Genomic DNA, 25,353 nt, shown 5'->3' with positions numbered 1-25,353 from the left:
GTGGGATTCGTGCGGTAGCGCATGGGGTCAATCGATAGGTATATCTTCCGCACGACGCTCGCGTCGTTTGCGCTGGTCCTGGTCAGCCTCACGGGCGTGATCTGGATTACGCAGGCGTTGCGCGGCATCGACTTGATGACGAGCCAGGGTCAGACCATCCTGACCTTCCTCGGCATCACCAGCCTCGTCGTGCCCGCGCTGGTCCTGATCATTTCGCCGATCGCGCTGATGATCGCGATCTCGCATACGCTGAACAAGCTTGCGACCGATTCCGAGATCATCGTGATGAATGCCGCCGGCTTCTCGCCGTTCCGGCTGTTCTATCCGTTCTTCTACGCCACCTGCGTGGTGGCGCTGCTGGTCGCCTTCATCGCGGCCTATCTCGCTCCCGACGGCATGCGGCGGATCAAGCAGTGGGACGCCGAGATCACCGCCGACGTGCTTACCAACATCCTGCAGCCCGGCCGCTTCGCCCAGCTCGACAAGAACCTGACGATCAGGATTCGCGAACGCCAGCCCGGCGGCATCCTCGCCGGCATCTTCATCGACGACCGCCGCGATCCGAACGAGCGGGTCTCGATCGTCGCCGAGCACGGCGAAGTCATGAAGAACGAGAACGGATCGTTCCTGGTGCTGGAGACCGGCAATCTCCAGCGCTTCGAGGCCGGCAAGCGCGATCCCGCGCTGGTGGCGTTCGGCCGCTACGGCTTCGACATGTCCAAGTTCTCGGGCCAGGGCCGCGACGTCACCCTCGGCATCCGCGAGCGTTATCTCTGGGAGCTGCTCTCGCCGTCCGAGGACGATCCCGTCTACAAGCAGATTCCCGGCCAGTTCCGCTCGGCATTGCATGACAGCCTGCTGGCGCCGATCTATCCCTTCGCCTTTGCCGTGCTGACCTTCGCGTTTCTGGGTGCGCCTCGCACCACGCGCCAGAGCCGCAATTTCTCGATGGGCTCATCGATCTTCGCCGTGTTCGGCTTGCGCATGGCCGGCTTTGCCTGCTCGGTGATGGCGGTGAAATCGCCCGGCGCGGTGCTGGTCCAATATGCGATGGTCATTGGTGCCATCGGCATCGGGATGGCGATCATCATCGGCGGCCTTGTGGTCGAACCGCCGCCGCGCCTCATGGAGGCCATCAACAGGTCGAACGCACGCATCGCGCGGCTGTTCAGACGGCCGGCCACCGCATGAGCATGCTCACCAACACACTCGGGCGCTATTTCGCCGGCCGTTTCGTGGTCGCGGCGCTCGGCGTGTTCGCCAGCATTTTTCTGTTGCTGGTGCTGGTCGATTACATCGAGATGGTGCGCAAGACTTCGGGCCTCGCATCCGCCTCCGCGGTCATGGTGGCCGAGACCTCGCTGTTCCGCGTGCCGCAGCTGCTGGAGAAGCTGACGCCGTTCTGCATGCTGATCGGCGCCATGACCTGCTATCTCGCCCTCTCCCGCCGGCTCGAACTCGTGGTCGCGCGCGCCGCCGGCGTCTCCGCATGGCAATTCATCTCGCCGGCACTCGGCAGCGCGCTCCTGATCGGAGTGATCGCCACCGTCGCCTACAATCCGATGTCGGCCAATCTGCGCGAGCTCTCCAAGCGCATGGAAGCCGAACTGTTCGGCTCGGCGCCCGGCGGCGGCATTCAGGACGCCTCCGGCTTCTGGCTCAATCAGGTCACCAATGACGGCCAGACCATCATCAACGCGGCGCGCAGCGAGCAGCAGGGTATCCGGCTCACGGGACTCACGCTGTTCCGGTTTGACACAGAGCAGCACTTCAAGGAGCGCATCGAGGCGCGAGAGGCGACACTCGAGGCCGGCCGTTGGCTGTTCAAGGACGTCCGCCGCTTCTCGCTGGATTCGCCCCCGGTCGATCAGGCCAGCCTGGAGATTCCGACGACGCTGACCGAGGCGCAGGTCCGCAACAGCTTTTCCACACCCGAGACTGTGTCCTTTTGGCAACTACCGAGCTACATCCGCTCTTCCGAAAGCTCGGGCTTCGCGACAGCCGGATACCGACTCCAGTATCAGAAGCTTCTGGCACAGCCGTTTTTGCTTGCGGCCATGGTGATGCTCGCGGCTTCCGTGTCGTTGCGCTTCTTCCGGATGGGCGGCGTGCAGAAGATGGTTTTGAGTGGCGTGGGCGCAGGCTTTCTGCTCTACGTTCTGTCGAAAGTGACTGAAGATTTGAGCAAGGCTGAGTTGATGCATCCGATCGCTGCGGCGTGGTTGCCCGTGGTGGTGGGCGGCCTCACCGGCTTTTTGGCCTTGCTGTATCAGGAGGACGGATAGTGACGGCCGTCCACCGAGGACCCGTGTCTCGTTTGACGCGGCGCACATTGGTGCGCGCGAACGGGTGTGGCTTGTCCATTCGCAGGTTCCTGCTTGCTGTCGCCGCCGTGGCATCGCTCGGTGGCCTGATGGACGTTGCCGCCGTGGCGCCGGCCTCCGCCCAGAGCTTCACCTACAATCCGCTGCCGCCGCGTGCGAAGCCGCCGAAGGCCGTCAACGACAACCAGATGCTGGTTCAGGCGACCGAGGTCGACTACGACTACAACAATTCGCGCGTCTCCGCGGTCGGTAACGTCCAGCTGTTCTACAACGGCACCAGCGTCGAGGCCGACAAGGTCATCTACGACCAGAAGACCAAGCGGCTCCATGCCGAAGGCAACATCCGGATGACGGATGCCGACGGCAAGATCACCTATGCCGAGATCCTGGACCTTTCCGACGACTACCGTGACGGCTTCGTCGATTCGCTGCGCGTTGACACGGCCGACCAGACCCGCATGGCGGCGAGCCGCTCCGATCGTTCCAGCGGCAACTACACAGTGTTCGAGAACGGCGTCTACACGGCCTGCGCGCCGTGCAAGGACGACCCGAAGAAGCCGCCGCTATGGCAGGTCAAGGGTGCGCGCATCATCCACGACCAGCAGGAGAAGATGCTGTATTTCGAGACGGCGCAGCTCGAATTCTTCGGCGTGCCGATCGCCTATATGCCCTATTTCTCGACGCCCGACCCGACCGTGAAGCGCAAGACCGGCTTCCTGATGCCGGGCTTCACGTCGAATACGCCGTTCGGCTACGGCGTCGAGGTTCCGTTCTACTGGGCGATCGCACCCGACATGGACGCGACCTTCAGCCCGCGCATCACGTCCAAGCAGGGCGTGCTGTTCCAGGCCGAATTCCGCCAGCGCCTGATGGACGGCGCCTATCAGATCCGCGTCTACGGCATCGACCAGCTCGATCGGAACGCGCTCGCCGGCCAGCCCGGCGACAAGCAGTTCCGCGGCGCCGTCGACACCAAGGGTCAGTTCGCGCTGAACGACAAATGGGTCTGGGGTTGGGACGGTGTCCTGATGTCCGACTACTATTTCTTCTCGGACTATCGGTTGTCGCAATATCGCGATCCGCTGGGCTCGTTCCTGTATCTGCCGACGGATGCACTCTCGCAGCTTTACCTGACCGGTGTCGGCAATCGCAGCTTCTTCGACGCGCGCACGATGTACTGGCTGAGTTACTCGGGCAACCAGAGCCAGGTGCCGGTCGTCTACCCCGTGATCGACTACTCGAACGTGCTGAACTATCCGGTCTTCGGCGGCGAGTTCAGCTACAAGACCAATTTCGTGAACCTGTCGCGTGACACCGCGGTGTTCGATCCGATTACGACGCTCGCCAACACCAATGGCCTGTGCACGACGGTGTCGGCCGATCCGCTCGCGCGCACGCCGTCGCAGTGCCTGCTGCGCGGCTTCCCCGGCACCTACACCCGCCTGACGGCCGAAGCGCAGTGGCGCAAGTCCTTCACCGATCCGTTCGGTGAAATCTGGACTCCGTTCGCCATTCTCCGCGCCGACGCGATCAACTCCTCGGTCTCCAACCAGCCGGGCGTGTCGAACTATCTTCCTGTCGGCGACACCCAGGCGTTCCGCCTGATGCCGACCGTGGGCCTCGAATACCGCTACCCCTTCATCAACGTTCAGCCTTGGGGCTCGACCACCATCGAGCCGATCGCGCAGATCATCATCCGGCCGAACGAGACCTATGCCGGCAAGCTCCCCAACGAGGACGCGCAGAGCATGGTGTTCGACGCCTCGAATCTGTTCAGCGTCGACAAGTTCTCCGGTTACGACCGTGTCGAGGGCGGCGGCCGCGCCAATGTCGGCGTGCAGTCCACCACGCAATTCGACAGGGGCGGCGCCATCAAGACGCTGTTCGGCCAGTCCTACCAGCTGTTCGGCATGAACTCCTTCGCGGTCCAGGACTCCATCAATACTGGCGTGGATTCCGGTCTGCAGAGGCCGCGCTCCGACTATGTGGCGAGCGCCGCCTATTCGCCCAACAGCACCTATACGTTCAGCGTTCGCTCGCGCATGGACGAGCAGACCTGGAACATCCAGCGCTTCGAGGCGGAAGGCCGCGCCAACTTCAACCGCTGGTCCGTCAGCATGCTGTACGGCAATTACGCGGCCCAGCCGGAACTCGGCTATCTGACCCGCCGCGAGGGCATCCTGACGTCGGGCTCGATCAAGGTCGCGGCCAACTGGGTGGTCACGGGCTCGGCGCGCTGGGACCTGGAGGCCAACAAGATCAATCAGTATGTGCTCGGCGCCGGCTACGTCGACGATTGCTTTGTGCTCGGCTTGAACTATGTAACTGCGTATAGCTATTCCGCAGGCGCGGCGCCGCCCGTGCTGAACCACGCGATCATGTTCCAGATCGGCCTGCGCACGCTGGCGAACACAGCGACGACCAGCAGTTCCGGCGGCGGTCTCCAGTGAACGGTTTGAAGGTGCCGGCCGCGTGTTCCCGATCGCAGGTTCACCGCGGCTGACATGCGAGCGACAAATATGACGATCCCATTGCCTGTCTTCCGCCTCTTCCTCGTCCTCGCCGCCCTGCTCCTGGCTGGCACGCCCTCGCGCGCGCAGAACATCGTCGTGATGGTCAACGGCGATCCCATCACCGACTTCGACGTCGAGCAGCGCTCCAAGCTCGACCAGCTGACGACGCAGAAGACACCGGCCCGTCAGGAGGTCATCAACGAGCTGATCGACGACCGGGTGAAGATGAAGGAAGGCAAGAAATACGGGGTCGACCCCGGTGTCTCCGACATCAACCAGTCCTACGAGGGCATGGCGCAGCGCATGCGCATCTCGCCGGACCAGCTCACCAAGTCGCTCGAGGTCAAGGGCGTCCGCCCCGAAACCCTGAAGAACCGCATGAAGGCCGAGATGGTCTGGACCAGCCTCGTGCGCGGCCGCTTCAAGGAGAAGTTGTTGGTCGGCGAGAAGGACGTCGCGCAGGCCGTGCAGGCCCAGACCGGCGACAAGCTGCAGATCGAGGGGACCGAATACAAGATGCAGCCGATCGTGCTGCTCGTGCCGCGCGGCTCGTCGCCGGCGTTCCTGGAGACGCGGCATAAGGAAGCCGAGCAATATCGCTCGCGCGTCGGAAGCTGCGAAGAAGCCAATTCATTGTTCCGCTCCACGCCGAACGCCACGATCCGCGACACCGTTACCAAGACCACGGCGGAATTGCCCGAGGCGTTGCGCAAGGTCCTCGACGACACGCCGATCGGCCACCTGACCGCTCCCGAGACGACCAAGGCGGGCATCGAGATGGTGGTGCTGTGCTCGCGCAAGCCGACCATGATCGACACGCCGAAGAAGCGCGAGGTCCGCGAGAAGATGTATCAGGAGAAGTACGAGAAGACCCAGAAGGCCTATCTCGAGGAGCTCCGCAAGGCGGCGATGATCGAGTATCGCAACCGCTGATGGCCCAGCAGCCCGCCAAGCCCCTCGCCCTGACGCTGGGAGAGCCTGCCGGCATCGGCCCCGACATCACCATCGCAGCCTGGCTCAAGCGCAGCGAACTGGACCTGCCTGCCTTTTATCTGCTCGGCGACGAGGCGCTGATCGCCCGCCGCGCCAAGGCGCTCGGCGCCAATATCAGGATTGCTTCGGTAAGCGCGGGCGAGGCCAAGGCCGCCTTCCCCGAGGCGCTGCCCGTGGTTGCGACCGGCGAGCCCGCGAGCGCCGAGCCCGGCAAGCCGGACGCATCGAGCGCGCCCGCCGCCCTCGCCTCGATCCGCCAGGCGGTCACGGATGTCCGCGAGGGCCGCGCCGGTGCCGTCGTCACCAATCCGATCGCCAAGAGCGTGCTCTATCGCGCCGGCTTCCGCCATCCCGGACATACCGAATTCCTCGCCGAGCTCGCCGCGGAAGACGGTCGCGTGCCGCAGCCGGTGATGATGCTGTGGTCGCCCCGGCTCGCCGTGGTGCCCGTGACCATCCACGTCTCCTTGCGCGATGCACTGGCCCAGCTCACCAGCGAGCTGATCGTCTCGACCGTGCGCATCGTCGCGACCGAACTCAAATCCCGCTTCGGCATCGCGAATCCGCGCATCGCGATTTCCGGCCTCAATCCGCACGCGGGCGAGGACGGCTCGCTCGGCCACGAGGAGCAGACCATGATCGCGCCGGCGATCAAGACGTTGCGCAGCGACGGGATCGAGGCGAAGGGACCGCTCCCCGCCGACACCATGTTCCACGAAGCCGCGCGAAACAGCTATGACTGCGCCGTCTGCATGTACCACGACCAGGCGCTGATCCCGATCAAGACGGTGGCCTTTGACGACGCGGTCAACGTCACGCTCGGCCTGCCCTTCATCCGCACCTCGCCCGATCACGGCACCGCCTTCGACATCGCCGGCACCGGCAAGGCCAATCCGGCAAGCCTGATCGCTGCGTTGAGGCTCGCGAGCCGGATGGCGGCTGCGAAAACCCGATGAGCGCGATCGACGACCTCCCGCCGCTTCGCGAGGTCATTCGCCAGCACGCCTTGTCGGCGCGCAAATCGCTGGGCCAGAACTTCCTCCTCGACCTCAATCTCACCGCGCGCATCGCGCGTGCGGCGGCTCCGCTCGAGGATTCCACCATCATCGAGATCGGCCCCGGCCCGGGCGGGTTGACGCGCGCCTTGCTCGCGCTCGGCGCCAGACGCGTCATCGCCATCGAGCACGACGAGCGGGCGATCCCTGCCTTGCAGGAAATTTCAGCGCGCTATCCCGGCCGTCTCGATATCGTGCATGGCGACGCCATGAGCTTCGACCCGCGCCCGCTGCTATCCGGCGAAAGAGCAAAAATCGTCGCGAACCTGCCCTACAACATCGCGACCCACCTCCTCGTCGGCTGGCTCACCACCGAGCCCTGGCCGCCCTGGTACGACATGATGGTCCTGATGTTCCAGCGCGAGGTCGGCGAGCGTATCGTGGCGCGCGAGGACGAGGAGGCCTTCGGCCGGCTCGGCGTGCTCGCCAACTGGCGCTGCGAGACCAAGATCCTGTTCGACATCGCGCCGTCCGCCTTCGTGCCGCCGCCGAAGGTCACGTCTTCCGTCGTGCGACTGATCCCGCGCGAAAACCCTCTCGCCTGCGATCGCAAGCTGCTCGAACAGGTCGCCGCCGCCGCGTTCGGCCAGCGCCGCAAGATGCTGCGACAAAGTCTGAAGTCGCTCGGCGCCGATCCCGCGCGGCTCGCCGCAGCTGCCGGCGTCGATGCGACGCGGCGCGCCGAGACCGTTCCGATTTCCGGCTTTGTTGCCATGGCCCGTGAATTGGCCAATATACGCAGCGAAACAGAGAGATAATTTCGGAGGAAGAAATATGGCGTTGATGCGTCGGCAGTCCCTCGTCAAGTTCGATGCGCCGCTCTGCGAGACCATCGTCGACACGCCGAAGCCGCAAGGACGCGAGGTGCTGGTGCGCATCGAGCGCTGCGGCCTCTGCCACTCCGATCTGCACATCCAGGACGGCTACGCCGATCTCGGCGGCGGCAAGAAGCTCGACACCACGCGCGGCATGACGCTGCCCTTCACGCTCGGCCACGAGATCGCAGGCGTGGTCGACGAAGTCGGCCCCGAAGTGTTCGCCGGTCTCGTCGGTAGCAAGAAGGCGGTGTTTCCGTGGATCGGTTGCGGCCAGTGTCGCGACTGCGCCAATGGCGACGAGAACCTCTGCGCCAGGCAGCGCTTTCTTGGCGTCTCCATCGACGGCGGCTTCGCCACCCACGTGCTGGTGCCTGACGCGAAATATCTGCTCGACTACGATCCCCTGCCCGTCAACCAGGCCGCGACGCTGATGTGCTCCGGCGTCACCGCCTATGGCGCGCTCAAGCGCCTGGTCGACCGACCGCGCCAGCGCAATCTCCTGCTGATCGGCCTCGGCGGTGTCGGCATGATGGGCCTTTCCTTCGCGGCGGCCATGTTCAAGCAGCCGATCACGGTCGCCGACCTCAGCGGTGCCGCGCGGGAAACCGCGCTGAAGAACGGCGCGGCGGCGGCCTACAATCCGGCCGAGCCCGACGTGATCAAGCGCATCCTCAAGGAAACCGATGGCGGCTTCGACGAGATCGTCGATTTCGCGGGCAACGAGAAGTCCATGGCTTTCGCGGTCGCCGTCGCCGCGCGCGGCGGCAAGATCGTGGTCTCCGGCCTGATGGGCGGCCAGTTCACGTTGCCGATGGTGCAATGGGTCTACAAGCGCATGACCATCGAGGGCTTCATGGTCGGCACGCTCACCGAGGCTCACGAGCTGATGGCGCTCGCCCGCGCCGGCAAGATCAAGCCGACGCCGATGCGCGAGGAGCCGATGGGCGACGTGCAGACCTGGATCGACGAGCTTCGCGCCGGCAAGGTCGTCGGCCGCATCGTGCTCAAGAATTAGCATGCGCGAGAAGCGCGAGGCGGCGGGGTCATCTCGCCGCCGGCTTCAATCATCGCGATTCACTCGAAATTGACGCAAGCCGGTGTTCCAAATTGGGGAACCTGATCTCTGCAGATTATGGTCCTCGCCCTCGTCAACAATCTCGGCGCGACGCTGAACAAGAAGTTCACCTCGATCAGCAGCTCGCTGAAGTAACGCGGGCACGCGCGCCAATTCACGGCATTCGTCTGTCCCGCGGAACGGCAATGGCCGCGCCGCGTTGGCAGCCATGTCCATTCGCTGCACCGTCGAGAACGCATTCTTCATCGCCTGGAGCTTCCTGGAGCAGAGCGGAGAGCTCGGCTCTCCGGACGAGACGGCGAACGTCCTGCTCGACGCCATTGAGGCCCAGCTCAGGACCGGTGAACGCCGGCAACTGATGCTCGCCAACAGGGCGATCGATGCCTATCGCGCCCACGCGGAAAAAAGCCGGCCCGCGCACGATTGCGAAGCACGCTTCGGGTGACGAACGTCGGGTGATGAACATCCTGGCCGCCCTCGGGCCCGCCGGCCCGGCGGCGTTTGAGATATAGGCCAGCGGTCCGTCGGGCAGAGCGCACGGGCTGCGGCGCTCCGCGACGAGCACGCTACGCTGATCCGCGCTCCTGCTGTGTGCACTCCTGCACAGAGCTCGTAAAGTTGAAGGCCGCTGGGTTCGGCTGCGCCATTTGCCTCGCGTGCCATGCGCCGTGCCAGAATTTTCCGGAATTCCGTAAGCCGGAGGCCATCTTTTCAACGCTTGAAAAACGCCTTGTGTGCACTTTGGAACCGTCGGCTCCGTCACGGAAACGTAGGGTTCTGGCCGGCGCCGATTCCCGGCCAGAGCAAGACATGTGACCGGTCGGCCCCAGAACGATCTTCTCCAGCGGCTCAGCCGCACGGATTTCGAACTGTTCGCGCCGCACCTCCAGCCGGTCGAACTCGAGGCGAACCACATCCTGTATCACGCCGGCGACGAGGTCGCGGCGGTCCATTTTCCCTGCCGCTCCACGCTCGTGTCGTTCGCCGTGCCAGTCGAGGACGATCGCGAGGTTGAAAGCCTGCTGGTCGGGCGCGAGGGCGCGGTGGGCATTGCCGCCGGCCGCAGCGCCTCGCTGGCCTATTCGCGCATCGTCGTGAAGCTGGGCGGGACCCTGATGCGGTTGCCGCACCGCGCGCTCGAGCAGGCCCAGCAGAGGTCGGCCACGCTCCACCAGGTCTTCTCGCGCTATGGCGACTGCCAGTTCGCACAGCTGCTCCAGATCGCGGCCTGCAATGCCGCGCATTCGATCGAGCAGCGCGCCGCCAAGTGGATCATCTCCGCGCAGGAGCACGTCGGCGGCCCCGAGATCCCCCTCACCCATGAGCAGCTTGCCGGCATGCTCGGCGTGTCCCGCAGCTATGCCAGCCGCGTCATCCAGATGTTCAAGGCGAGGCAGATCCTCGCGACACGCCGTGGCGCCATCCTGATCCTGGATGCGCCGGCGCTCAAAGCCAGAGCCTGCTCCTGCAACGACTGGGTGAAGAAGCACTTTGACGAGGTGATGGGACGTACGGCCGCGGACGGTTCGCTTTAGGCCTCACGCATGCGGCGGCGATTGGCGCTTCAAGTGCAGATAGGTCGGACTGAAGCCTCCGAGCCGCTGCAGTTCGCGCCATTTCAGGACGATCAGCTCGCCGTCGCGCATGTCCATGGTCCCGCTCCGCCTGAGCTCGGCGAGCGTCCGGTTCACCGTCGCGATCGCCATGCCCAGCGTCTCGCCGAGCTGCGCCAGGCTGATCGGCAGACGGCAGCGATTGCCGCGGACGAGCTGCGCGGCGCGGGCGCGGTAGAACAGCTCGCAGAACAGGTGCGCCATGCGCGCGTGCATCGGCCGGGCGCTATTGTTGGTGATGGCCTCGCGAAAGATAGCGGCATCGAGCAGCGTCTCGCGCCAGACCGACAGTGCGAAGGTCGGTCGTCGCCGAAAGGCAATGAACAATTCGCGATGCGGGATGAACGCCACCGAGGCAGGCCCGAGCGCGCACAGCCCATGGTCCATCTGGTCGATGAACAGTCCCTGGGAGTCCGGCAGGTCTCCAGACAAATGGAACGCGAGATATTGCCGCCTGCCGCTGTCGAGCAGATGGTAGCGGGCGATCATGCCGGAGACGACCAGCGCCGAATGCTCGGGTTCGTCGCCCTGACGGATGAAATCCTCATTCGGCGCGAACTCGCGCTGCACAAAAGTCAGCCCGCGAATTTCGGCGACATCCTCCTGTGCGAGCGCGGTGTGCTCGCCCAGGTTCCGGATCAGCACGTCATGGGCTTTTTCCATGTGTCCCGTTCCATGCGTCCCGCCAAAAATCCTGCCGGTTCGATCAAATGATACATCTAGCCCGTATCCAGCGGACTAGAACGCGAGACGGAAGCACAGGTTGCTACCGGTTTGCGACGGTACAGGGTCGCAGCCCCACCATCCCTCGATTGCTGACTGCCCCCGCCCTTCGCATGAGCCCTACGACGATCCTGAAACGCATTCGCCACCTGTTCGCTACGGATTCGGGCGAGCACCTGGACAGTATCAGCGCTGCCTTCCTGCAAGGCAGGTTGAAGGAGCCGGCGCGGCCGATGTCGGATCAGGAGCTTGCGCACGCCATCCGCGAGTTCCAGGCGGTCCCCCTGTCCGATTGGACCATCGCAAAACTCTCCCAACGCCTGCTCGAACCGGCCGTGCCGCGTGACGACTGAAACCCCTCCTCCTCACCATGCCGCACCCGAAGTTCATCGCGCATCTCCAGGCGATTGAAGGCCTCTCAGAAGACGAACGCCGCCAGATCGCGGGTCTGCCGTCCACGCTGCGCCAGGTCTCCGACGGCGAGATCGTGCTGCGCCAGGGTGAAGATGTCTCCCGCTGCGTTTTCGTCGTCAGCGGCTTCCTCTACCAGGCTCGCATCGTCGGCGATCGCAGCCAGATCCTCGCCTTCCACGTTCCCGGCGACATGCCGTGCCTGCACACGCTGCTGGTCTCGCCGATGGATGCGGACCTCGTCGGTCTTGGCCCCACCATCGTCGGCTACGTCGCACACAGCCAACTCAAGCAGCTGCTCGACAGCTCCATTCACCTGACGCGCGCGTTCTGGCGCGAGACGCTGATCGATGCGGCGATCTCGCGGCAATGGATCGCGCGACTCGGCGCACAGGCGGCGCTGCCAAAGGTGGCGCATCTGATCTGCGAACTCGCCGCAAGGCTGGAGGTCGTGGGCCTCGTCAAGAACGGCCGCTTCCAAATGCCGATGACGCAGCGGCATGTCGCCGATGCCTGCGGACTGTCGATCGTCCACGTCAATCGCACCATCCAGGAGCTGAGAGGGCGCCGATTGATTGCCTGGGAGGGAAGCGAGATCGAGCTGTTGCAACCCGACGAGCTCCGCGCGCTCGCCGATTTCACGCCGGATTATCTGACCTGACCGAGACGGGCGGCGTTCCAACGAACGACACCTCGAACCGGCACAGCGAAAGCGATCCCCCGCGTCACGATCGCGATGGCTTTATCCGCCATGATTTGAGCAACGGGCCGCCGGCACCCAGCACGGGATCGGTCTTCGGCTTACGGACCTTGGCGATGCGTTTGCTGGCGTCAGGACGCTCTCGCGTGTCGGTGCACTCGTCATACGTCCCCTCCTGCGGATACGCTCCGACGACCAGGAAGTCCCGGCTGGACTCGATCAGCCGGTGTCCGGTCCCTGCGGGAAGAACCAGAACGTCTCCGGCCTTCACGCTCAGGATTCGCCCCTTGATCCCGCCGCACTCGATCCTGGCCGTGCCGCGTGCCACGCCCATCACTTCGTGGATCTGCGAATGATAGTGGACAAAATCATAAACCGTATCGCGCCAAGAGCGGCCCCAGCCATGACTATCGAACAGCGTGTCGACGATGACCTCTGGAGCAAAACGCCGGGTCTTCAGGTTCACCGCGCCGCGATAGAGCAACACGGGAAAATGCGGGTTATTCGGCACGATGCCATCGTCCTGAAAACGGATGGCTGTCGGCTTCCGAGCCCGCACGAGCGCCCGCAGCGTTGCCGCGTCGGGGTGATCCTCGACGAGCTTCTTGGCGAGATTTTTGATCTGGTCCTTGATCGGCATGGCGTCTCCTCAGCCGCAATTAAACGGCGGCCGAGGTGATAAGTTTCTCAAGCTGGGGCCGGGTGGGACTCATCTCCGTTGGCAACGGAGATTCAGAGCCGTAGGATGGGTTGAGCCCTTGCGAAACCCATCGCTAACGAATAGCCACCAGCCCGAGACGCCGCACCAGAACATCCAGACACTCTCGTCAGCAAGATTGCCGGCAAAGAAAGAAGCGTCCAGCCGGGGCGAAGTTGCGACGGTGCGGTATTGACGCTACGTCACCACGCGCGAGGATGATGCGTTTCGCAAAGGCTCAATCCACCCGGCGGCCTCTCGCTTATTCTCTGGGGAATAGCCCACCGAACAGTGAAGTGCCCGGATGCTGCGCTTTCATGATCTCTTTTTGGAGATCGACAAGCTCAAGAACAAACGCCCTTATCTCGGCAGACAGACCATCAATTTCAGATGGAGAAATTGGTTTGGCTTCATAAGGTATCCCACCGGTCCTGGGCACGGGAGTTCGCAGCATAATATAAACTTGGTCATTAAAGCTTCTTCCAATCGGATTGTGCAAAAGCTGATTACGGCCCTCAGCAAGGGCTGCATATGTCTTGAGGGCGTGAGTAAGACGGTCCCGCAAATCCTGCGTCATGAAGGGCGAGATTTTGGCGAGTTTCTTTAGAACGGCGCTCTGAGTACTCGTTGATTTGAAAAAACTGAAGACCGTCACAGCGATAGTGTGGTCCATCTGAGTAAGACTCGCGAAAATCCATGCGAGCGCGGCCTCAGCGTGCGTCCAGTTGTTGGAGCATCGCCCGATGGCGGATGCCATCATAGGATCGTCGTCGACGGGATGCATCGTATTAAGTCCCTGCTATCAGCGCATAGAAAGGGTTTTGCTCCGCGATACCCATCATTTGCTTCTATCCTCTTTCACCATAGTCGTGGATGCCGTCGGAATGGTCGCCCGCCCAGTCCACCGGGTAATTTCCAAGTTTCACATGGCGATGAAACGACGACAATGCCCAATCGCTCACCCGCGTGACGAGACCATGCTTGACCGGGTTGATGTGGACATAGTCGACATGCCGAGCGAAGTCGCCCTCGTCCCGAATGGTATGCTCCCAATAGCGGCGCTGCCAGATACCGCGCTCACCCTTGGCGGCACGGCTCGAAGATATGCGCTCGCCGCGCGCGACGCCGCGTGAAAATGTCGATTTAATCAACCGCCAGCGCGTGGCGTAGTTGGCATCGCCTTCAGGCAGTGTCCAGACCGCATGGAGATGATCGGGCAGCACAACGATGCCATCAATCGTAAATGGATGACGCTGGCGCGTTTCGCGAAACGCGGCGCGCAATATCTCGACATGATCCGTCAGTAAGGAATGCCTCCGCTCCGCCAGATTGACGGTGAAGAAGAAGCTGCCTCCGGGGATAAAGTTGCGACGATAACCCGTCATATGGAGAATGATTAAAGGAGGAAAAGATGGGTTTCGCAAGGGCTCTACCCATCCTACGGACTCACGCAAGCCGGAATGACAGGGCGGAGATCGGGGCGCCCCTCGCGATCCGTCGGGCAAAACACCCCGTCAAGCCATCGGCGCAAAAACATTTCGCTTTTCCGAATTTCGGATTTGTGGCATACAGCCCGCATCCTGGCCCTGCCAAAGGGGCGTTCGCGACCGTCACGACATGCGGGCCGGGTGGCGGTGGACGCGGCAGCGACGGCGCGGGCGGCGTGATGACCGGGCGGGCAACCGTGAGTCCTCACGCGACGCGTACGACACGGCGCTGGAGAGCGGGCTTGTCGGTCATCGGGGGTGAGCACACGCAAGCCCTCGACGATTTCGGCGGGACCGTCCGCGGACGGAGAAGTCGTGTGGTCCTGACGCCCGGGGTCTGTGCGTCAAGCCTCGCGGTGATGTGGCGGCCCAACCGGGCGCGCGCATCAGCGATCGGCGGGGCGACGGGGGCAATAGTGCATCGCTCCCCGGGGAGAGCACGAAGGACACCGTTAAAACCATCCGCGCAGGGAAGGCCGGGCGATCGGCCACCCAATCGGTCCACCCCGTGTGCATTCCTGTAGCGCACGGACCAAACGGGTGCCGCCGGCGCCCGGCCTTCCCTGCGCCCTTTGGCTTCCATTGGGCGATGAACGGCAGCAAGGCTCGGGCAGAACCTGCCGCGGGAACGCGCGGCCATGGCCCCTCGCCTGCGAAATATGCAACGCGGCCTATCCGCGTCATGGCCGGGCTCGTCCCGGCCATCCACGCCTTGCCACGCGGCACGAAGAACGTGGATGGCCGGGACGAGCCCGGGCATGACGGACAGTACGCATGTGGCGCCGCTTTTCGCCGGCGCGCCGGACTGTTAGACTGGCGTCATTATTTTTGGGGAATTTTGATGCGCGCGAGGATTTTCAATCGCGTCCCGGGGCTGGCGACGCTGGTCGCAGCCCTGCTCGTCGTCGCCACGCAACCGGCATCGGCCGAGAAGCGCATCGCGCTCGTGGTCGGCAACTCCGCCTACAAGAACATCACGCCGCTCGACAATCCATCCAAGGACGCGAGCCTGATGGCGGACACGCTTGGCTTGCTCGGCTTCACGCTGGTCGGAGGCCGCGCCCAGCTCGATCTCGACAAGGGCGCTATGGATCTGGCGGTGCAGAGCTTTGGCCGGCAGGTGCAGGGCGCCGACGTCGCGCTGTTCTATTATGCCGGCCATGGCGTGCAGGTCTCGGGCGCCAACTATCTCGTGCCGGTCGGCGCGAACCCGACGCGCGAAGCCGACGTCGACTTCCAGATGACCGATGTCAACCTCGTGCTGCGCCAGATGCAGGGATCGGGCACCCGCCTCAACCTCGTGATCCTGGACGCCTGCCGCAACAACCCGTTCGGCTCGCGCGGCCTGCGCGCCTCCGATGGCGGTCTCGCGCAGATGCGCGCGCCCGAGGGCACGCTGATCTCCTACGCAACGCAACCCGGCAATGTCGCCCAGGACGGAAGCGACGGCCACAGCCCCTACACAAAAGCATTGGCCGCGACGGTCCGGACCGCGGGCCTCGACGTGTTCCAGACCTTCAACCAGGTCGGCCTCGCGGTGAAGCGCGCCACCTCCGGCGCGCAGCAGCCCTGGGTGTCGTCCTCGCCGATCGACGGCACCTTCTATTTCGTAGCCCCGACGCAAACCGCCCCGCCGCAGGTCGCAGCGATGCAGCCAGATCCTTTGCCGGCGGATCGGCTGCGCGCCGATCCAGACCGCGTCCCCTTGCGCGATGCCGCCCTGCTGAGCGAGCTCAGCGAGCGGCTCTACGAGCTCAATTTCGATCCTGACAGCCCTGACGGAATGACCCGCGCGATCACAAAGCTCCAGCAGCGGATTTCCATGGCGCCGACGGGCGAAGCGACCGAAGGCCTGCTGCTGCGCATGCGCAAGATGGAGGACCTGAAACCATGGGGCTCGATCGTCTACGGGCCCGACGGCAGCAAATGGGGCATCTCCTGGAACCACGCCTCGCGGCGCGCGGCGGTGGCGGATGCGCGTGGCAATTGTGCCGGCGCCAAATGTCCGATCGAGCTGTCCTTCTATGGCAACCGCTGCGGCGCGTTCGCGATCTCCGACAAATCCTGGTCGCTGGTCCAGCGCGACAGCGTGCAGCGCGCGAAAGACGCCGCGCTTGACGAATGCGGCAAGGCTGGCAAAGCTTGCCGCATTATCGGTTCCGTCTGTGCCGACGGCTCCGGCCGTTGATACGATTTTTCATTCTGGATTTTTGCTCATGCGCAATTCCGTCATCCCTGCGATTGGCCTGGCCCTCTTCCTTTCCGTCACCGTCGCTCCACCGTCCGCCGTCGCGCAGTCCGGCAGCGCCGGCGGCTCGATCGGCAATGACGAGAAGTCGCTGTCCGGCTCGCGATCGGATCGTTCCGCCGAGCCAGCGCCCTCGGCGCGCCGCAGCAAGCCGGCCGAGGAGCCGCGCAGTTCCTCGCGACGCGGTGGTGGAGGTGGCGGGAGTTTCGACGGCGCCTGGATGGTCGTCAGCGTCGGCTGCGGCGGCACCACGTCCGGCGCGGTCGTGGTCTCCTCAGGCAAGGTCATAGGCCAAGGCGTCACGGGTACCGTCAGCGCGAGCGGAGCGGTCAGCACGTTCGGTCAAGGCGATGGCGTGACCTTCACCGGCTCCGGCCGCCTCGCTGCCCGCAGCGGTTCCGGATCCTTCCGTCGCTCCGACGGCTGCGGCGGAACCTGGACTTCGACCAAGCAGTAGCGCGAAAAAGTCTGATTTCGCGGGGGAACCAACGCCGCGCAGGCCCGATTCAGGCCACATCCTCTCCGGATTTGCGGCTCATTGCCACCCAAGTCTTTGACGAGAAAGGGAAGGTAACGAGTTGCGTCATGCGTAATCGGGAGACCAGGATGGGCAACCGCACCGCGAAATTCTTATCGGCCCTCGTAGGCAGCATCATTGCCGGTGCGCCATTGGCCGCCGTGTCGCAGAATGCATCGACGCCACCGAGCACGGCAAATGCCGCGAACGACTGCCTTGGCTCGCCAAAGGGCGCCGCACCGCAGGGCCAGCATTGGCATTACCGCCTCGAACGCGCGACCAAGCGGCAGTGCTGGTATCTGCGTGCCGAAGGCGGCAAGCCCACTCAAACCGCACAGGCTACGCTCGATACCCCTGCAGCGGATTCAGCGGTGCCGCAGCAGCACTCGGTCCAGGACGCGCGCGCCGAATATCTGACGCCGCAGAGCATCGCCACTGTGAAGACGCCTGCACAGGCGGGACCGGCGCCGACGCAACAGGCTGCGAGCCCCTCCGCCGACGTCAACGCTCAGCAGGCCGCCGTCGCCGGGCGCTGGCCCGACGCCACCACGGCGTCCGCCGCGCCCACAGAGCAGCCATCGCCTGCGCCTGTGGCGGCCGCTGCGCAGCCGACGACCACGAAGCCGGCGAAGTCCCCTGCTCCGATGGCTCTGGCCGCGGCCGACAGCACCGCCGACAAGCAGACCGGCTCGCTCCAGATGCTGCTGCTCGTGATCGGCGGCGCGTTGGCACTGGCCGGCATCCTCGCCAGCGTCGTGTACCGCTTCGCTGGTGGCCGCGTCCACGCCGGCGACCAGCGCCGCGTCAACTGGGACAATTTTGAGCCGCACGATCACGACGATGGCCGTGCACCCTGGCTCAAAGCAGCGCCGGCCGGCACGCCGCACGCTCGGCAGCCGCGCCCGGTGGATTTCGATGCCCTGCGTCCGCAGACAGTCCAGCTCAAGACCGCGCAGCTCGCCGCGATCGATCGCGAGATTGATGTGATCGACGAGCGCACCCCGCAAGCGCACCAAGATGCCGCAGAGCTCGACGATGCCGATGTCTTCAACGGAGAATTCCAGATCGAGGCCGCACCGCAGCTCGCGGCCAACGACGTCGATGACGAAGAGCCGGCCGATCGCGATGACGATGCGGGAGTCGAGGACGGCATCGACATCGACGTGATCACGACGATGCTGGAACGGCTCGCGAAGGACGGGCCGAGGCTGACGCAGCCTAACCTTGAAGCTGACCTTGCAGACTTCGCACGAAGCCCACGAGGCCAATCCGCCGCTCGCGCTTGAGGCGTTCGGCCTTCAGGATCGACTGCACCTCGGCAAAGGCCTGGTCGACGTCGTGGTTGATGACGATGTAGTCATACTCGGCCCAGTGGCTCATCTCGTGGCTCGCGCGGCTCATGCGCTTGCGGATCACCTCATCGGAATCCTGTGCGCGCGAATGCAGCCTCTTTTCGAGATCGGCGGCCGAGGGCGGCAGGATGAAAACGCGAACGACGTCGGCGCTCGCCTTCTGGTGCAATTGCTGTGTGCCCTGCCAGTCGATGTCGAACAGCACATCCTGCCCGGCCGATAACGCGGCCTCCACAGGAGCACGTGGCGTCCCGTAGAGATTGTCAAACACGGTGGCCCATTCGAGCAGTTCGCCTTGCTCCACCATCGTCTCGAACCTGGGCTTGTCGACGAAAAAATAGTCGCGCCCCTCGACCTCTGCCGGCCGCTTCTCACGCGTGGTCGCCGACACTGACATCTTCAGGCCGGGCTCCCGCTCGAGCAACATGCGCGACAGCGTCGTCTTGCCCGCGCCTGACGGCGAGGACAGCACGAACATCAATCCGCGCCGCTCGACACCATCAGTTCCGTGACCGCCAATCGTCATCGATCACTCCAGATTCTGGACCTGCTCGCGGAACTGCTCGACCACGTTCTTCATGGCGAGCCCCGTATTGGTGAGCTCGATGTCGTTCGACTTCGAGCAACAGGTGTTGACCTCGCGGTGAAACTCCTGCGCCAGGAAGTCGAGCTTGCGCCCGACCGGGCCGCCCTTGCCGATCAGCTCGCGCGCCTGCGCGATGTGCGAGGCGATGCGGTCGAGCTCCTCGCGGATGTCGGCCCTGGTCGCAATCAGGATCGCTTCCTGCATCAGGCGGTCGGAATCGAAACGGTCGGAGGTGTCGAGCAGGCTCGCGATCTGCTCGGCGAGCCTGGCCTTGATCGCCTCGGGCTTGCGACCGGGCGCAGCCTCGGCCTTCTTCGCCAGCTGCTCGACCTCGTCCACGCGCTGGATCAGGATCTGCCCGAGCGAGGTCCCCTCACGCTTGCGCATCTCGACGAGTTCGGCGAGCGCCTTGTCGAAGGCATCCGCGGCGGCGGCGCGCGCGGCCTTGTCCTCTTCCTCGTCGCCCTCGGGCTCGGCGACCTCAATGACACCCTTGATGGCCAAAAGCCCGTCGACGCTCGGCGCGACCGCATCGACCTTGCCGGCGATCACGGCGGCGGCCTTGAGGACGGCGTTGAGCACGTCCTCGTTGACGCGGACGCTGGCGGCCGCATTGGCGCGCTTCACGGTCAGATTGGCGTAGACGGTGCCTCGCGAGAGCAGCTCGGCGGCGCGTTTCTTGGCATGAGCCTCGAGCTCGTCGAACCCCTGCGGCAGCCGTACCCTGAGATCAAAGCCCTTGGCGTTGACCGACTTCAATTCCCATTCGAACGTATACGGCCCACTCGCGCCGTGGCTTCGGGCAAAGCCGGTCATGGACGACAACGCCATCAGGTCAATTTCTCCAGAAGCACGGGATTCGCGCGGCCATCAAGCCACGCGAATCTTAAGACTATTTTGCAGGAAAATGTAATCCGCAAAGTCCCGCGGGGCAGGTCTGCGCGCAGGCCTAGCGCTGGACCACCGGGGGCGAGGGCTGCACCGCGCCTTGGCGGGCCGGCGGCGGACCCGCGGGGCGAGCGGCCGGCGGCTTTTTCTGCTGGTTGGGCCGCGCCGGCGTGGTCGCCGTCGGCGTATCGGCGGCACCGGGCGCGGCGGCGGCCGGCGGCTGCGCGTCCTCGGCCGGCTCGACCGTGTCGTTCTGGATCTGCTTTTCCATCGCGCGCAGCTTGGCGACATTCTTCTGGTGCGCGTCGTAGGTCTCGGTGAAGGAATGCCCGCCGGTGCCGTCCGCGACGAAATAGAGGTCGCGGGTGCGGGCCGGGTTGGCGGCAGCCTCGAGCGAAGCGCGGCCGGGGTTCGAGATCGGGCCCGGCGGCAGGCCCTCGATCACATAGGTGTTGTAGGGCGAAGGCTGCGTGATCTCGCTGCGCTTGATCGGACGGCCGAGCGTGCCCTTGCCGCCGACGAGGCCATAGATGATCGTGGGATCGGACTGCAGCTTGATCCTCTGCTTCAGGCGATTGACGAACACCGCGGCGACGCGGCTGCGCTCGTCCGGCTTGCCGGTCTCTTTCTCGACGATCGAGGCCAGCGTCACCAATTGCTCCGGACTCTTGACCGGAATGTCCTGACTGCGGCGCTCCCAGATCTCGGTCAGTACGCGCTTGTGCGCCTGCTGCATGCGCTGGATCACCTGATCGCGCGGGGTGCCACGCGGGAACTTGTAGGTCTCGGGCAGCAGCGTGCCCTCGCGCGGCAGCTCACGCACGCTGCCGGTGAAGATATCGTTGTCGGACAGGCGCGCCACGATCTGCTCGGAGGTCAGGCCCTCCGGGATTGTCACGGCATGCTGTACCACCTTGCCCTCGACCATGGTGGCAATGACGTCGCGCAAGGATGCGTTCTTCTGGAACGAGTATTCACCGGGCTTGAGGTCCGAGCTCGCCTTTAGCGCAGCGACGCTGGCAATGAACGCCCACGGATTGACGTCGGTCACGCCTTCCCGGTTCAGCGTCTCGGCGATGTCGCGCTTGCCGGCGCGCTGCGGGATGTTGACGATCTTGTCTTCCTTCAGCGGTCCCGGCGCCTCGAGCACCTGCCGGCCGTAATAGTACACGCCGCCCGCGCCGATCATCGCAATCAGCAGCAGGGTGATGATGGCGTTGCCGACGATCACGAACGGATTGCGCGCGCGGTCCGATCGCCTCGGCGGCGGCGGGACCTGCTCGGGCTCGAGCGCTGCCCGCGGACTCCGGGGCGAAATGGGCGGCCTTTCACTCATCGAAGCAACCTGAATCCTGCCGGTTCAATCGCGACCTGACAATCGCTTGCCGAGCCAAATGCACGCGCCCGCTTCCATGACTATCGCCGAATACGGCAAAACGGTGGATTCGTCGCAACGACAAACTAATGGACCAGACGCCGGAAGATGACCGATGCGTTGGTACCGCCAAAACCAAAAGAATTCGACAACGCGACGTTAACCTCGCGCTTCTTCGCCTGATGCGGCACGAGATCGATCGCAGTTTCGACCGACGGATTGTCCAGGTTGATGGTCGGCGGCACGACATTATCGCGAATCGCGAGAATGGCGAAGATCGCCTCGATCGCGCCGGCCGCGCCCAAGAGGTGACCGGTCGACGACTTGGTCGAAGACATCGCGACCTTCGAAGCGGCATTGCCGAGCAGGCGTTCAACCGCACCGAGCTCGATCTCGTCACCGAGCGGTGTCGAGGTGCCGTGCGCGTTGATGTAGTCGAGATCGGACGCGGTGAGGCCGGCGCGCTTGAGCGCCGCCGCCATGCTGCGGAAGCCGCCGTCGCCGTCGGGTGACGGCGAGGTGATGTGGTAGGCATCGCCCGAGAGACCGTAGCCGATCACCTCGGCATAGATCTTCGCGCCGCGGCGCTTGGCATGTTCGAGCTCTTCAAGGACGAGAACGCCGGCGCCCTCGCCCATCACGAAGCCGTCCCGGTCCTTGTCGTAGGGACGCGAGGCCTTCTCAGGCGTTTCGTTGAAGGCTGTCGAGAGCGCACGCGCGGCGTTGAAGCCGGCAATGCCGATGCGGCCGATCGGCGATTCCGCGCCGCCGGCAACCATGACGTCGGCATCGCCGAGCGCGATCAGGCGGGCGGCATCGCCGACCGCGTGAGCACCCGTCGAGCAGGCCGTTACCACCGAATGGTTCGGCCCCTTCAGCCCATGCTTGATCGAGACATAGCCGGAGGCGAGATTGATCAGTCGCCCCGGAATGAAGAACGGCGAGACCCGGCGCGGCCCGCGTTCCTTCAGCAGGACCGCGGTCTCGGCGATGCCGTTGAGGCCGCCGATGCCGGATCCGATCATGGTGCCGGTAGCGCATTTGTCCTCTTCGGTCTCGGGGTGCCAGTTGGCATCGTCGAGTGCCTGGCCGGCCGCGGCCATGCCGAAGATGATGAAGTCGTCGACCTTGCGCTGGTCCTTCGGCTCCATCCAGATGTCGGGATTGAAAGTGTCGTTGGTGCCGTCGCCGCGCACGACCGTGCAGCCGATCTTGGTCTGAAGATCGGAGACATCGAAGCTCTCGATCCTGCGTGCGCCGCTTTGGCCGTCGAGGATGCGTTTCCAGGTCGGCTCGACACCGCAGCCGAGTGGCGAAACCATGCCAAGACCCGTGACGACAACCCGTCTCATATCCGAAAACTCCGCATCGAAATATTCACGGCCAATAACAAGAAACCGGCTGACCGCTGTTGGGCGGTCCGTCCGGTTTCAATGTTGTCCCCGCGAAAATGAAGAGCCTTAGCTCTTCGCGTTCTTCTCGAGAAACTTGGTGGCATCGCCGACGGTAAGAATCGTTTCCGCGGCATCGTCCGGAATCTCGCAACCGAATTCCTCTTCGAACGCCATCACCAGCTCGACGGTGTCCAGACTGTCGGCGCCGAGGTCGTCGATGAAGCTCGCAGCATCGACAACCTTCTCGGGTTCAACACCAAGGTGTTCGACCACGATCTTCTTAACCCGCTCGCCAATCTCACTCATTGCATAACCTCGTGTTGTTCCCTGTAGACCCGACCCCCCGGGACGATACGAGCCGTCGTGGTCGTTGACTGCCTTCGCTTACGAACTTTGATTTGGCCCCATCCTAACCGATGCAGGCCCGGCGAATGACGGCCAAGGCTCCGCATCGCCAATATACAGGGTTTCAAAAACCTGCAATGGCGTTCTTTGCCCATCCGTTGAAGGTCCGGTTATCATACTTCAATTGCGTTGACTACAAGCCTCATTTCGCTCCGGAAACGGCCGTTTGCCGCATTCGGCTGCCCAAGGGGGCGGTGCGGCATGAGGCGTCAGATCATGGCCATGCCGCCGTTGACGTGGATGGTTTGGCCGGTGACATAGGCCGCTTCGTTCGAACTCAGGTAGACGGCGGCCGCCGCGATGTCCTCTGGCGTCCCCAGGCGATTGGCCGGAACCTTGGTCAGAATCGTTTCGCGCTGCTTGTCGTTGAGCGCATCGGTCATCGGTGTCTTGATGAAGCCGGGAGCGATGCAGTTTGCGGTGACGCCGCGCTTGGCGTATTCGGCACCCAGCGTCTTGATCATGCCGATCAGGCCCGCCTTCGATGCGGTATAATTGCCCTGCCCCGGGTTACCGGTGACGCCGACCACCGAGGTGATGGCGATGATGCGGCCGAAGCGCTTGCGCATCATCAATTTGGTGGCGGCGCGGGCAAGCCGGAAGGTCGAGGTCAAATTGATGTTGATGACCTCCTCCCAGTCCTCGTCACGGAGCTGCACGAAGAGATTGTCGCGCGTGATGCCGGCATTGGCGACGAGGATGTCGACCTGTCCCATCGCCGCTTCCGCAGCGGGCACCAGCGCCTCGACCTCGTCGGCCTTGGAGAGATTGCAGGGCAGCACATGGGTGCGCTCGCCGAGCTTGCCGGCAAGCTCATCCAGCACTTCCTTGCGCGTCCCCGATATCGCGACGGTGGCGCCCTGCGCGTGAAGCGCTTGTGCGATCGCGCCGCCGATGCCGCCGGTTGCGCCGGTGACGAGCGCCCTTTTGCCAGTCAGATCGAACATCGATAACTCCTCCAAGGCACGATCCGGGAAAATGCGCAGCGATTTTCCGAAAGGATCGTGCGTCAACTAAAGAACTCGCGCGCGACGACGAATCATCGCGCCTCAGGCCTGCTTCGCAGCGGCCAATGCATCTTTGGCGGCAGCAATGTCGTTGGGACCGCCGACCGCAACGCCGACGGCGCCGTCCGCAATACGCTTGACGAGGCCGGTCAGCACCTTGCCGGCCCCGATCTCGAAGAAACGCGTGACGCCCTGCCCCGCCATATAGGCAACCGACTCGCGCCAGCGCACGGTGCCGGTGACCTGCTCGACCAGGCGGCGGCGGATCTCGTCGGGATCGGTGATCGCGCCCGCCAGCACGTTCGACACCAACGGGGCCGCCGGCGCCTTGATCGTGACCTTGGCCAGCGCCTCCGCCATCGCGTCGGCAGCCGGCTGCATCAGCTTGCAATGGAACGGGGCGGACACCGGCAGCAACATCGCGCGCTTGGCGCCCTTGGTTTTGGCGATCTCGACGGCGCGGTCGACCGCGGCCTTGTCGCCGGAGACGACCACTTGCCCGCCGCCATTGTCGTTGGCGGCCTGGCAGACCTGCCCCTGAGCGGCCTCGTCCGCCACCGCCACGGCGGCCTCGTAGTCGAGGCCGAGCAGAGCGGCCATCGCACCGACGCCTACGGGCACGGCTTTTTGCATTGCGAGACCGCGAATGCGAAGCAGCCGCGCGGTGTCGGAAATCGTCAGGCTGCCGGCCGCGGCCAGCGCCGAATATTCCCCGAGCGAGTGGCCGGCGACGAAGGCCGCATCCCGCCCCACGGAAAACCCGGCTTCGGTCTCCAGCACGCGCAGCGTGGCGACAGACACCGCCATCAGGGCCGGCTGGGCGTTTTGGGTGAGCTGGAGGGTTTCGGCCGGACCATCCCAGATAGTCGCCGTCAGCTTCTCCCCCAGCGCGGCATCGACCTCGTCGAACACGGCGCGCGCCGCCGGAAAGGCATCCGCCAGGGCCTTGCCCATGCCGACCGCCTGGGAACCCTGCCCCGGAAATGTGAATGCTGCCGTCATCGGCGCTCCCTGCTTGTCGGACGTGATCCCTGCGAGAACCGGCAGCCGATGACGCACGGCCTTAGGCCATGGTTCCGGATCATGCTCCAAAGGGGGCCGTAGACACTGTCCGGGGCCGGAATGTCAAGCCAAGATAGGAACTTCGATCAGCACTCACCTAGCAGCCTTCG

25 protein-coding genes are annotated in these 25,353 nt (G+C 64.4%); 14 read left to right on the top strand and 11 right to left on the bottom strand.

Annotation, left to right across the window (positions count from 1 at the left end; all coding sequences use genetic code 11):
* The first annotated feature begins 21 nt into the window (after window positions 1-21).
* The 9 genes from lptF to ABIB90_RS27220 all read left to right on the top strand — a co-directional run bounded on the left by lptF (window position 22) and on the right by ABIB90_RS27220 (window position 10,313).
* Window positions 22-1,191, top strand: a complete 1,170-nt coding sequence (gene lptF / locus ABIB90_RS27260; RefSeq protein ID WP_007591970.1) for an LPS export ABC transporter permease LptF — start codon at window positions 22-24, stop codon at window positions 1,189-1,191.
* Window positions 1,188-2,285, top strand: a complete 1,098-nt coding sequence (gene lptG / locus ABIB90_RS27255) for an LPS export ABC transporter permease LptG (RefSeq protein ID WP_354163487.1) — start codon at window positions 1,188-1,190, stop codon at window positions 2,283-2,285. The genes lptF and lptG overlap by 4 nt, the downstream gene beginning before the upstream one ends.
* Window positions 2,285-4,774: an LPS-assembly protein LptD gene (locus ABIB90_RS27250; protein WP_007591972.1), complete on the top strand. Its 2,490-nt coding sequence runs from the start codon at window positions 2,285-2,287 to the stop codon at window positions 4,772-4,774. The genes lptG and ABIB90_RS27250 overlap by 1 nt, the downstream gene beginning before the upstream one ends.
* Before the next feature lie 69 nt (window positions 4,775-4,843).
* The gene (locus tag ABIB90_RS27245) at window positions 4,844-5,770 is read left to right on the top strand and encodes a peptidylprolyl isomerase family protein (RefSeq protein ID WP_354201688.1); all 927 of its coding nucleotides are present in this window, start codon (window positions 4,844-4,846) and stop codon (window positions 5,768-5,770) included.
* Window positions 5,770-6,786: a 4-hydroxythreonine-4-phosphate dehydrogenase PdxA gene (gene pdxA / locus ABIB90_RS27240; RefSeq protein ID WP_354163492.1), complete on the top strand. Its 1,017-nt coding sequence runs from the start codon at window positions 5,770-5,772 to the stop codon at window positions 6,784-6,786. The genes ABIB90_RS27245 and pdxA overlap by 1 nt, the downstream gene beginning before the upstream one ends.
* Window positions 6,783-7,643: a 16S rRNA (adenine(1518)-N(6)/adenine(1519)-N(6))-dimethyltransferase RsmA gene (rsmA, locus tag ABIB90_RS27235; RefSeq protein ID WP_219683185.1), complete on the top strand. Its 861-nt coding sequence runs from the start codon at window positions 6,783-6,785 to the stop codon at window positions 7,641-7,643. Before pdxA ends, rsmA begins: the two co-directional genes overlap by 4 nt.
* Window positions 7,644-7,659: 16 nt before the next feature.
* On the top strand, window positions 7,660-8,718 hold the full coding sequence (locus ABIB90_RS27230) for an alcohol dehydrogenase (protein ID WP_007591976.1): 1,059 nt from the start codon (window positions 7,660-7,662) through the stop codon (window positions 8,716-8,718).
* 268 nt (window positions 8,719-8,986) lie between these two features.
* The gene (locus tag ABIB90_RS27225) at window positions 8,987-9,223 is read left to right on the top strand and encodes a hypothetical protein (protein ID WP_007609339.1); all 237 of its coding nucleotides are present in this window, start codon (window positions 8,987-8,989) and stop codon (window positions 9,221-9,223) included.
* A 367-nt stretch (window positions 9,224-9,590) separates the two neighbouring features.
* Entirely contained in the window at window positions 9,591-10,313 is a 723-nt protein-coding gene (locus ABIB90_RS27220) for a Crp/Fnr family transcriptional regulator (RefSeq protein WP_354163495.1), read from the top strand.
* 3 nt (window positions 10,314-10,316) lie between these two features.
* Here ABIB90_RS27220 and ABIB90_RS27215 read toward each other — a convergent pair whose 3' ends face one another.
* On the bottom strand, window positions 10,317-11,054 hold the full coding sequence (locus ABIB90_RS27215; RefSeq protein WP_007591982.1) for a Crp/Fnr family transcriptional regulator: 738 nt from the start codon (window positions 11,052-11,054) through the stop codon (window positions 10,317-10,319).
* A 173-nt stretch (window positions 11,055-11,227) separates the two neighbouring features.
* Between ABIB90_RS27215 and ABIB90_RS27210 the strand changes: the two genes are divergently transcribed.
* On the top strand, window positions 11,228-11,467 hold the full coding sequence (locus ABIB90_RS27210; RefSeq protein ID WP_354163498.1) for a hypothetical protein: 240 nt from the start codon (window positions 11,228-11,230) through the stop codon (window positions 11,465-11,467).
* A gap of 17 nt (window positions 11,468-11,484) precedes the next feature.
* Window positions 11,485-12,186, top strand: a complete 702-nt coding sequence (locus ABIB90_RS27205) for a Crp/Fnr family transcriptional regulator (RefSeq protein WP_354163500.1) — start codon at window positions 11,485-11,487, stop codon at window positions 12,184-12,186.
* 64 nt (window positions 12,187-12,250) lie between these two features.
* Here ABIB90_RS27205 and ABIB90_RS27200 read toward each other — a convergent pair whose 3' ends face one another.
* From ABIB90_RS27200 to ABIB90_RS27190, 3 genes are all read right to left on the bottom strand, one after another.
* Window positions 12,251-12,865, bottom strand: a complete 615-nt coding sequence (locus ABIB90_RS27200) for a cupin (RefSeq protein WP_219683186.1) — start codon at window positions 12,863-12,865, stop codon at window positions 12,251-12,253.
* A 319-nt stretch (window positions 12,866-13,184) separates the two neighbouring features.
* Window positions 13,185-13,706, bottom strand: a complete 522-nt coding sequence (locus tag ABIB90_RS27195; protein WP_354163502.1) for a hypothetical protein — start codon at window positions 13,704-13,706, stop codon at window positions 13,185-13,187.
* A 64-nt stretch (window positions 13,707-13,770) separates the two neighbouring features.
* Window positions 13,771-14,307 carry an REP-associated tyrosine transposase gene (locus ABIB90_RS27190; RefSeq protein ID WP_354163504.1) on the bottom strand — a complete coding sequence of 179 codons (537 nt, stop codon included), beginning with the start codon at window positions 14,305-14,307 and terminating at the stop codon, window positions 13,771-13,773.
* A gap of 943 nt (window positions 14,308-15,250) precedes the next feature.
* Between ABIB90_RS27190 and ABIB90_RS27185 the strand changes: the two genes are divergently transcribed.
* From ABIB90_RS27185 to ABIB90_RS27175, 3 genes are all read left to right on the top strand, one after another.
* Complete coding sequence (locus ABIB90_RS27185) at window positions 15,251-16,597, top strand: caspase family protein (RefSeq protein ID WP_007591998.1); 1,347 nt, start codon at window positions 15,251-15,253, stop codon at window positions 16,595-16,597.
* 28 nt (window positions 16,598-16,625) lie between these two features.
* Window positions 16,626-17,114 carry a hypothetical protein gene (locus tag ABIB90_RS27180; RefSeq protein ID WP_354163506.1) on the top strand — a complete coding sequence of 163 codons (489 nt, stop codon included), beginning with the start codon at window positions 16,626-16,628 and terminating at the stop codon, window positions 17,112-17,114.
* Between the two features lie 149 nt (window positions 17,115-17,263).
* A complete protein-coding gene (locus tag ABIB90_RS27175; RefSeq protein WP_354163508.1) occupies window positions 17,264-18,460 on the top strand; it encodes a hypothetical protein in 1,197 nt (398 codons plus the stop codon).
* Here ABIB90_RS27175 and gmk read toward each other — a convergent pair.
* From gmk to fabD, 7 genes are all read right to left on the bottom strand, one after another.
* Window positions 18,393-19,052, bottom strand: coding sequence for a guanylate kinase (gene gmk / locus ABIB90_RS27170; protein ID WP_354163510.1), 660 nt, complete (start codon window positions 19,050-19,052; stop codon window positions 18,393-18,395). The genes ABIB90_RS27175 and gmk overlap by 68 nt on opposite strands.
* A gap of 3 nt (window positions 19,053-19,055) precedes the next feature.
* Window positions 19,056-19,943 carry a YicC/YloC family endoribonuclease gene (locus ABIB90_RS27165; RefSeq protein ID WP_247499525.1) on the bottom strand — a complete coding sequence of 296 codons (888 nt, stop codon included), beginning with the start codon at window positions 19,941-19,943 and terminating at the stop codon, window positions 19,056-19,058.
* A 118-nt stretch (window positions 19,944-20,061) separates the two neighbouring features.
* Window positions 20,062-21,336: an endolytic transglycosylase MltG gene (gene mltG, locus ABIB90_RS27160; RefSeq protein WP_007592003.1), complete on the bottom strand. Its 1,275-nt coding sequence runs from the start codon at window positions 21,334-21,336 to the stop codon at window positions 20,062-20,064.
* Window positions 21,337-21,461: 125 nt separating this feature from the next.
* Window positions 21,462-22,727, bottom strand: a complete 1,266-nt coding sequence (gene fabF, locus ABIB90_RS27155) for a beta-ketoacyl-ACP synthase II (RefSeq protein ID WP_219683193.1) — start codon at window positions 22,725-22,727, stop codon at window positions 21,462-21,464.
* Window positions 22,728-22,835: 108 nt separating this feature from the next.
* The gene (locus ABIB90_RS27150) at window positions 22,836-23,075 is read right to left on the bottom strand and encodes an acyl carrier protein (RefSeq protein ID WP_006020277.1); all 240 of its coding nucleotides are present in this window, start codon (window positions 23,073-23,075) and stop codon (window positions 22,836-22,838) included.
* 308 nt (window positions 23,076-23,383) lie between these two features.
* Window positions 23,384-24,121, bottom strand: a complete 738-nt coding sequence (fabG, locus tag ABIB90_RS27145) for a 3-oxoacyl-[acyl-carrier-protein] reductase (RefSeq protein ID WP_354163514.1) — start codon at window positions 24,119-24,121, stop codon at window positions 23,384-23,386.
* A gap of 102 nt (window positions 24,122-24,223) precedes the next feature.
* A complete protein-coding gene (gene fabD / locus ABIB90_RS27140) occupies window positions 24,224-25,183 on the bottom strand; it encodes an ACP S-malonyltransferase (RefSeq protein WP_007592008.1) in 960 nt (319 codons plus the stop codon).
* Between the last annotated feature and the right edge of the window lie 170 nt (window positions 25,184-25,353).

It is taken from the genome of Bradyrhizobium sp. JR4.1 (genome assembly GCF_040548605.1).
GTDB lineage: Bacteria > Pseudomonadota > Alphaproteobacteria > Rhizobiales > Xanthobacteraceae > Bradyrhizobium > Bradyrhizobium canariense.
Note: the sequence above shows the minus strand (reverse complement) of the source record. Positions and strands in the feature narration are given on the sequence as shown.

Bases quoted from the DNA above. Each gene is read 5' to 3' on its own strand.
- fabG (WP_354163514.1), bottom strand. From the start codon at position 24,121: ATGTTCGATCTGACTGGCAAAAGGGCGCTCGTCACCGGCGCAACCGGC.
- ABIB90_RS27180 (WP_354163506.1), top strand. From the start codon at position 16,626: ATGCGCAATTCCGTCATCCCTGCGATTGGCCTGGCCCTCTTCCTTTCC.
- ABIB90_RS27185 (WP_007591998.1), top strand. From the start codon at position 15,251: ATGCGCGCGAGGATTTTCAATCGCGTCCCGGGGCTGGCGACGCTGGTC.
- ABIB90_RS27175 (WP_354163508.1), top strand. From the start codon at position 17,264: ATGGGCAACCGCACCGCGAAATTCTTATCGGCCCTCGTAGGCAGCATC.
- ABIB90_RS27215 (WP_007591982.1), bottom strand. From the start codon at position 11,054: ATGGAAAAAGCCCATGACGTGCTGATCCGGAACCTGGGCGAGCACACC.
- ABIB90_RS27225 (WP_007609339.1), top strand. From the start codon at position 8,987: ATGTCCATTCGCTGCACCGTCGAGAACGCATTCTTCATCGCCTGGAGC.
- mltG (WP_007592003.1), bottom strand. From the start codon at position 21,336: ATGAGTGAAAGGCCGCCCATTTCGCCCCGGAGTCCGCGGGCAGCGCTC.
- pdxA (WP_354163492.1), top strand. From the start codon at position 5,770: ATGGCCCAGCAGCCCGCCAAGCCCCTCGCCCTGACGCTGGGAGAGCCT.
- ABIB90_RS27190 (WP_354163504.1), bottom strand. From the start codon at position 14,307: ATGACGGGTTATCGTCGCAACTTTATCCCCGGAGGCAGCTTCTTCTTC.
- gmk (WP_354163510.1), bottom strand. From the start codon at position 19,052: ATGACGATTGGCGGTCACGGAACTGATGGTGTCGAGCGGCGCGGATTG.
- ABIB90_RS27165 (WP_247499525.1), bottom strand. From the start codon at position 19,943: ATGGCGTTGTCGTCCATGACCGGCTTTGCCCGAAGCCACGGCGCGAGT.
- fabD (WP_007592008.1), bottom strand. From the start codon at position 25,183: ATGACGGCAGCATTCACATTTCCGGGGCAGGGTTCCCAGGCGGTCGGC.
- rsmA (WP_219683185.1), top strand. From the start codon at position 6,783: ATGAGCGCGATCGACGACCTCCCGCCGCTTCGCGAGGTCATTCGCCAG.
- ABIB90_RS27230 (WP_007591976.1), top strand. From the start codon at position 7,660: ATGGCGTTGATGCGTCGGCAGTCCCTCGTCAAGTTCGATGCGCCGCTC.
- ABIB90_RS27205 (WP_354163500.1), top strand. From the start codon at position 11,485: ATGCCGCACCCGAAGTTCATCGCGCATCTCCAGGCGATTGAAGGCCTC.
- fabF (WP_219683193.1), bottom strand. From the start codon at position 22,727: ATGAGACGGGTTGTCGTCACGGGTCTTGGCATGGTTTCGCCACTCGGC.
- ABIB90_RS27245 (WP_354201688.1), top strand. From the start codon at position 4,844: ATGACGATCCCATTGCCTGTCTTCCGCCTCTTCCTCGTCCTCGCCGCC.
- ABIB90_RS27200 (WP_219683186.1), bottom strand. From the start codon at position 12,865: ATGCCGATCAAGGACCAGATCAAAAATCTCGCCAAGAAGCTCGTCGAG.
- ABIB90_RS27195 (WP_354163502.1), bottom strand. From the start codon at position 13,706: ATGCATCCCGTCGACGACGATCCTATGATGGCATCCGCCATCGGGCGA.
- ABIB90_RS27210 (WP_354163498.1), top strand. From the start codon at position 11,228: ATGAGCCCTACGACGATCCTGAAACGCATTCGCCACCTGTTCGCTACG.
- ABIB90_RS27150 (WP_006020277.1), bottom strand. From the start codon at position 23,075: ATGAGTGAGATTGGCGAGCGGGTTAAGAAGATCGTGGTCGAACACCTT.
- lptG (WP_354163487.1), top strand. From the start codon at position 1,188: ATGAGCATGCTCACCAACACACTCGGGCGCTATTTCGCCGGCCGTTTC.
- lptF (WP_007591970.1), top strand. From the start codon at position 22: ATGGGGTCAATCGATAGGTATATCTTCCGCACGACGCTCGCGTCGTTT.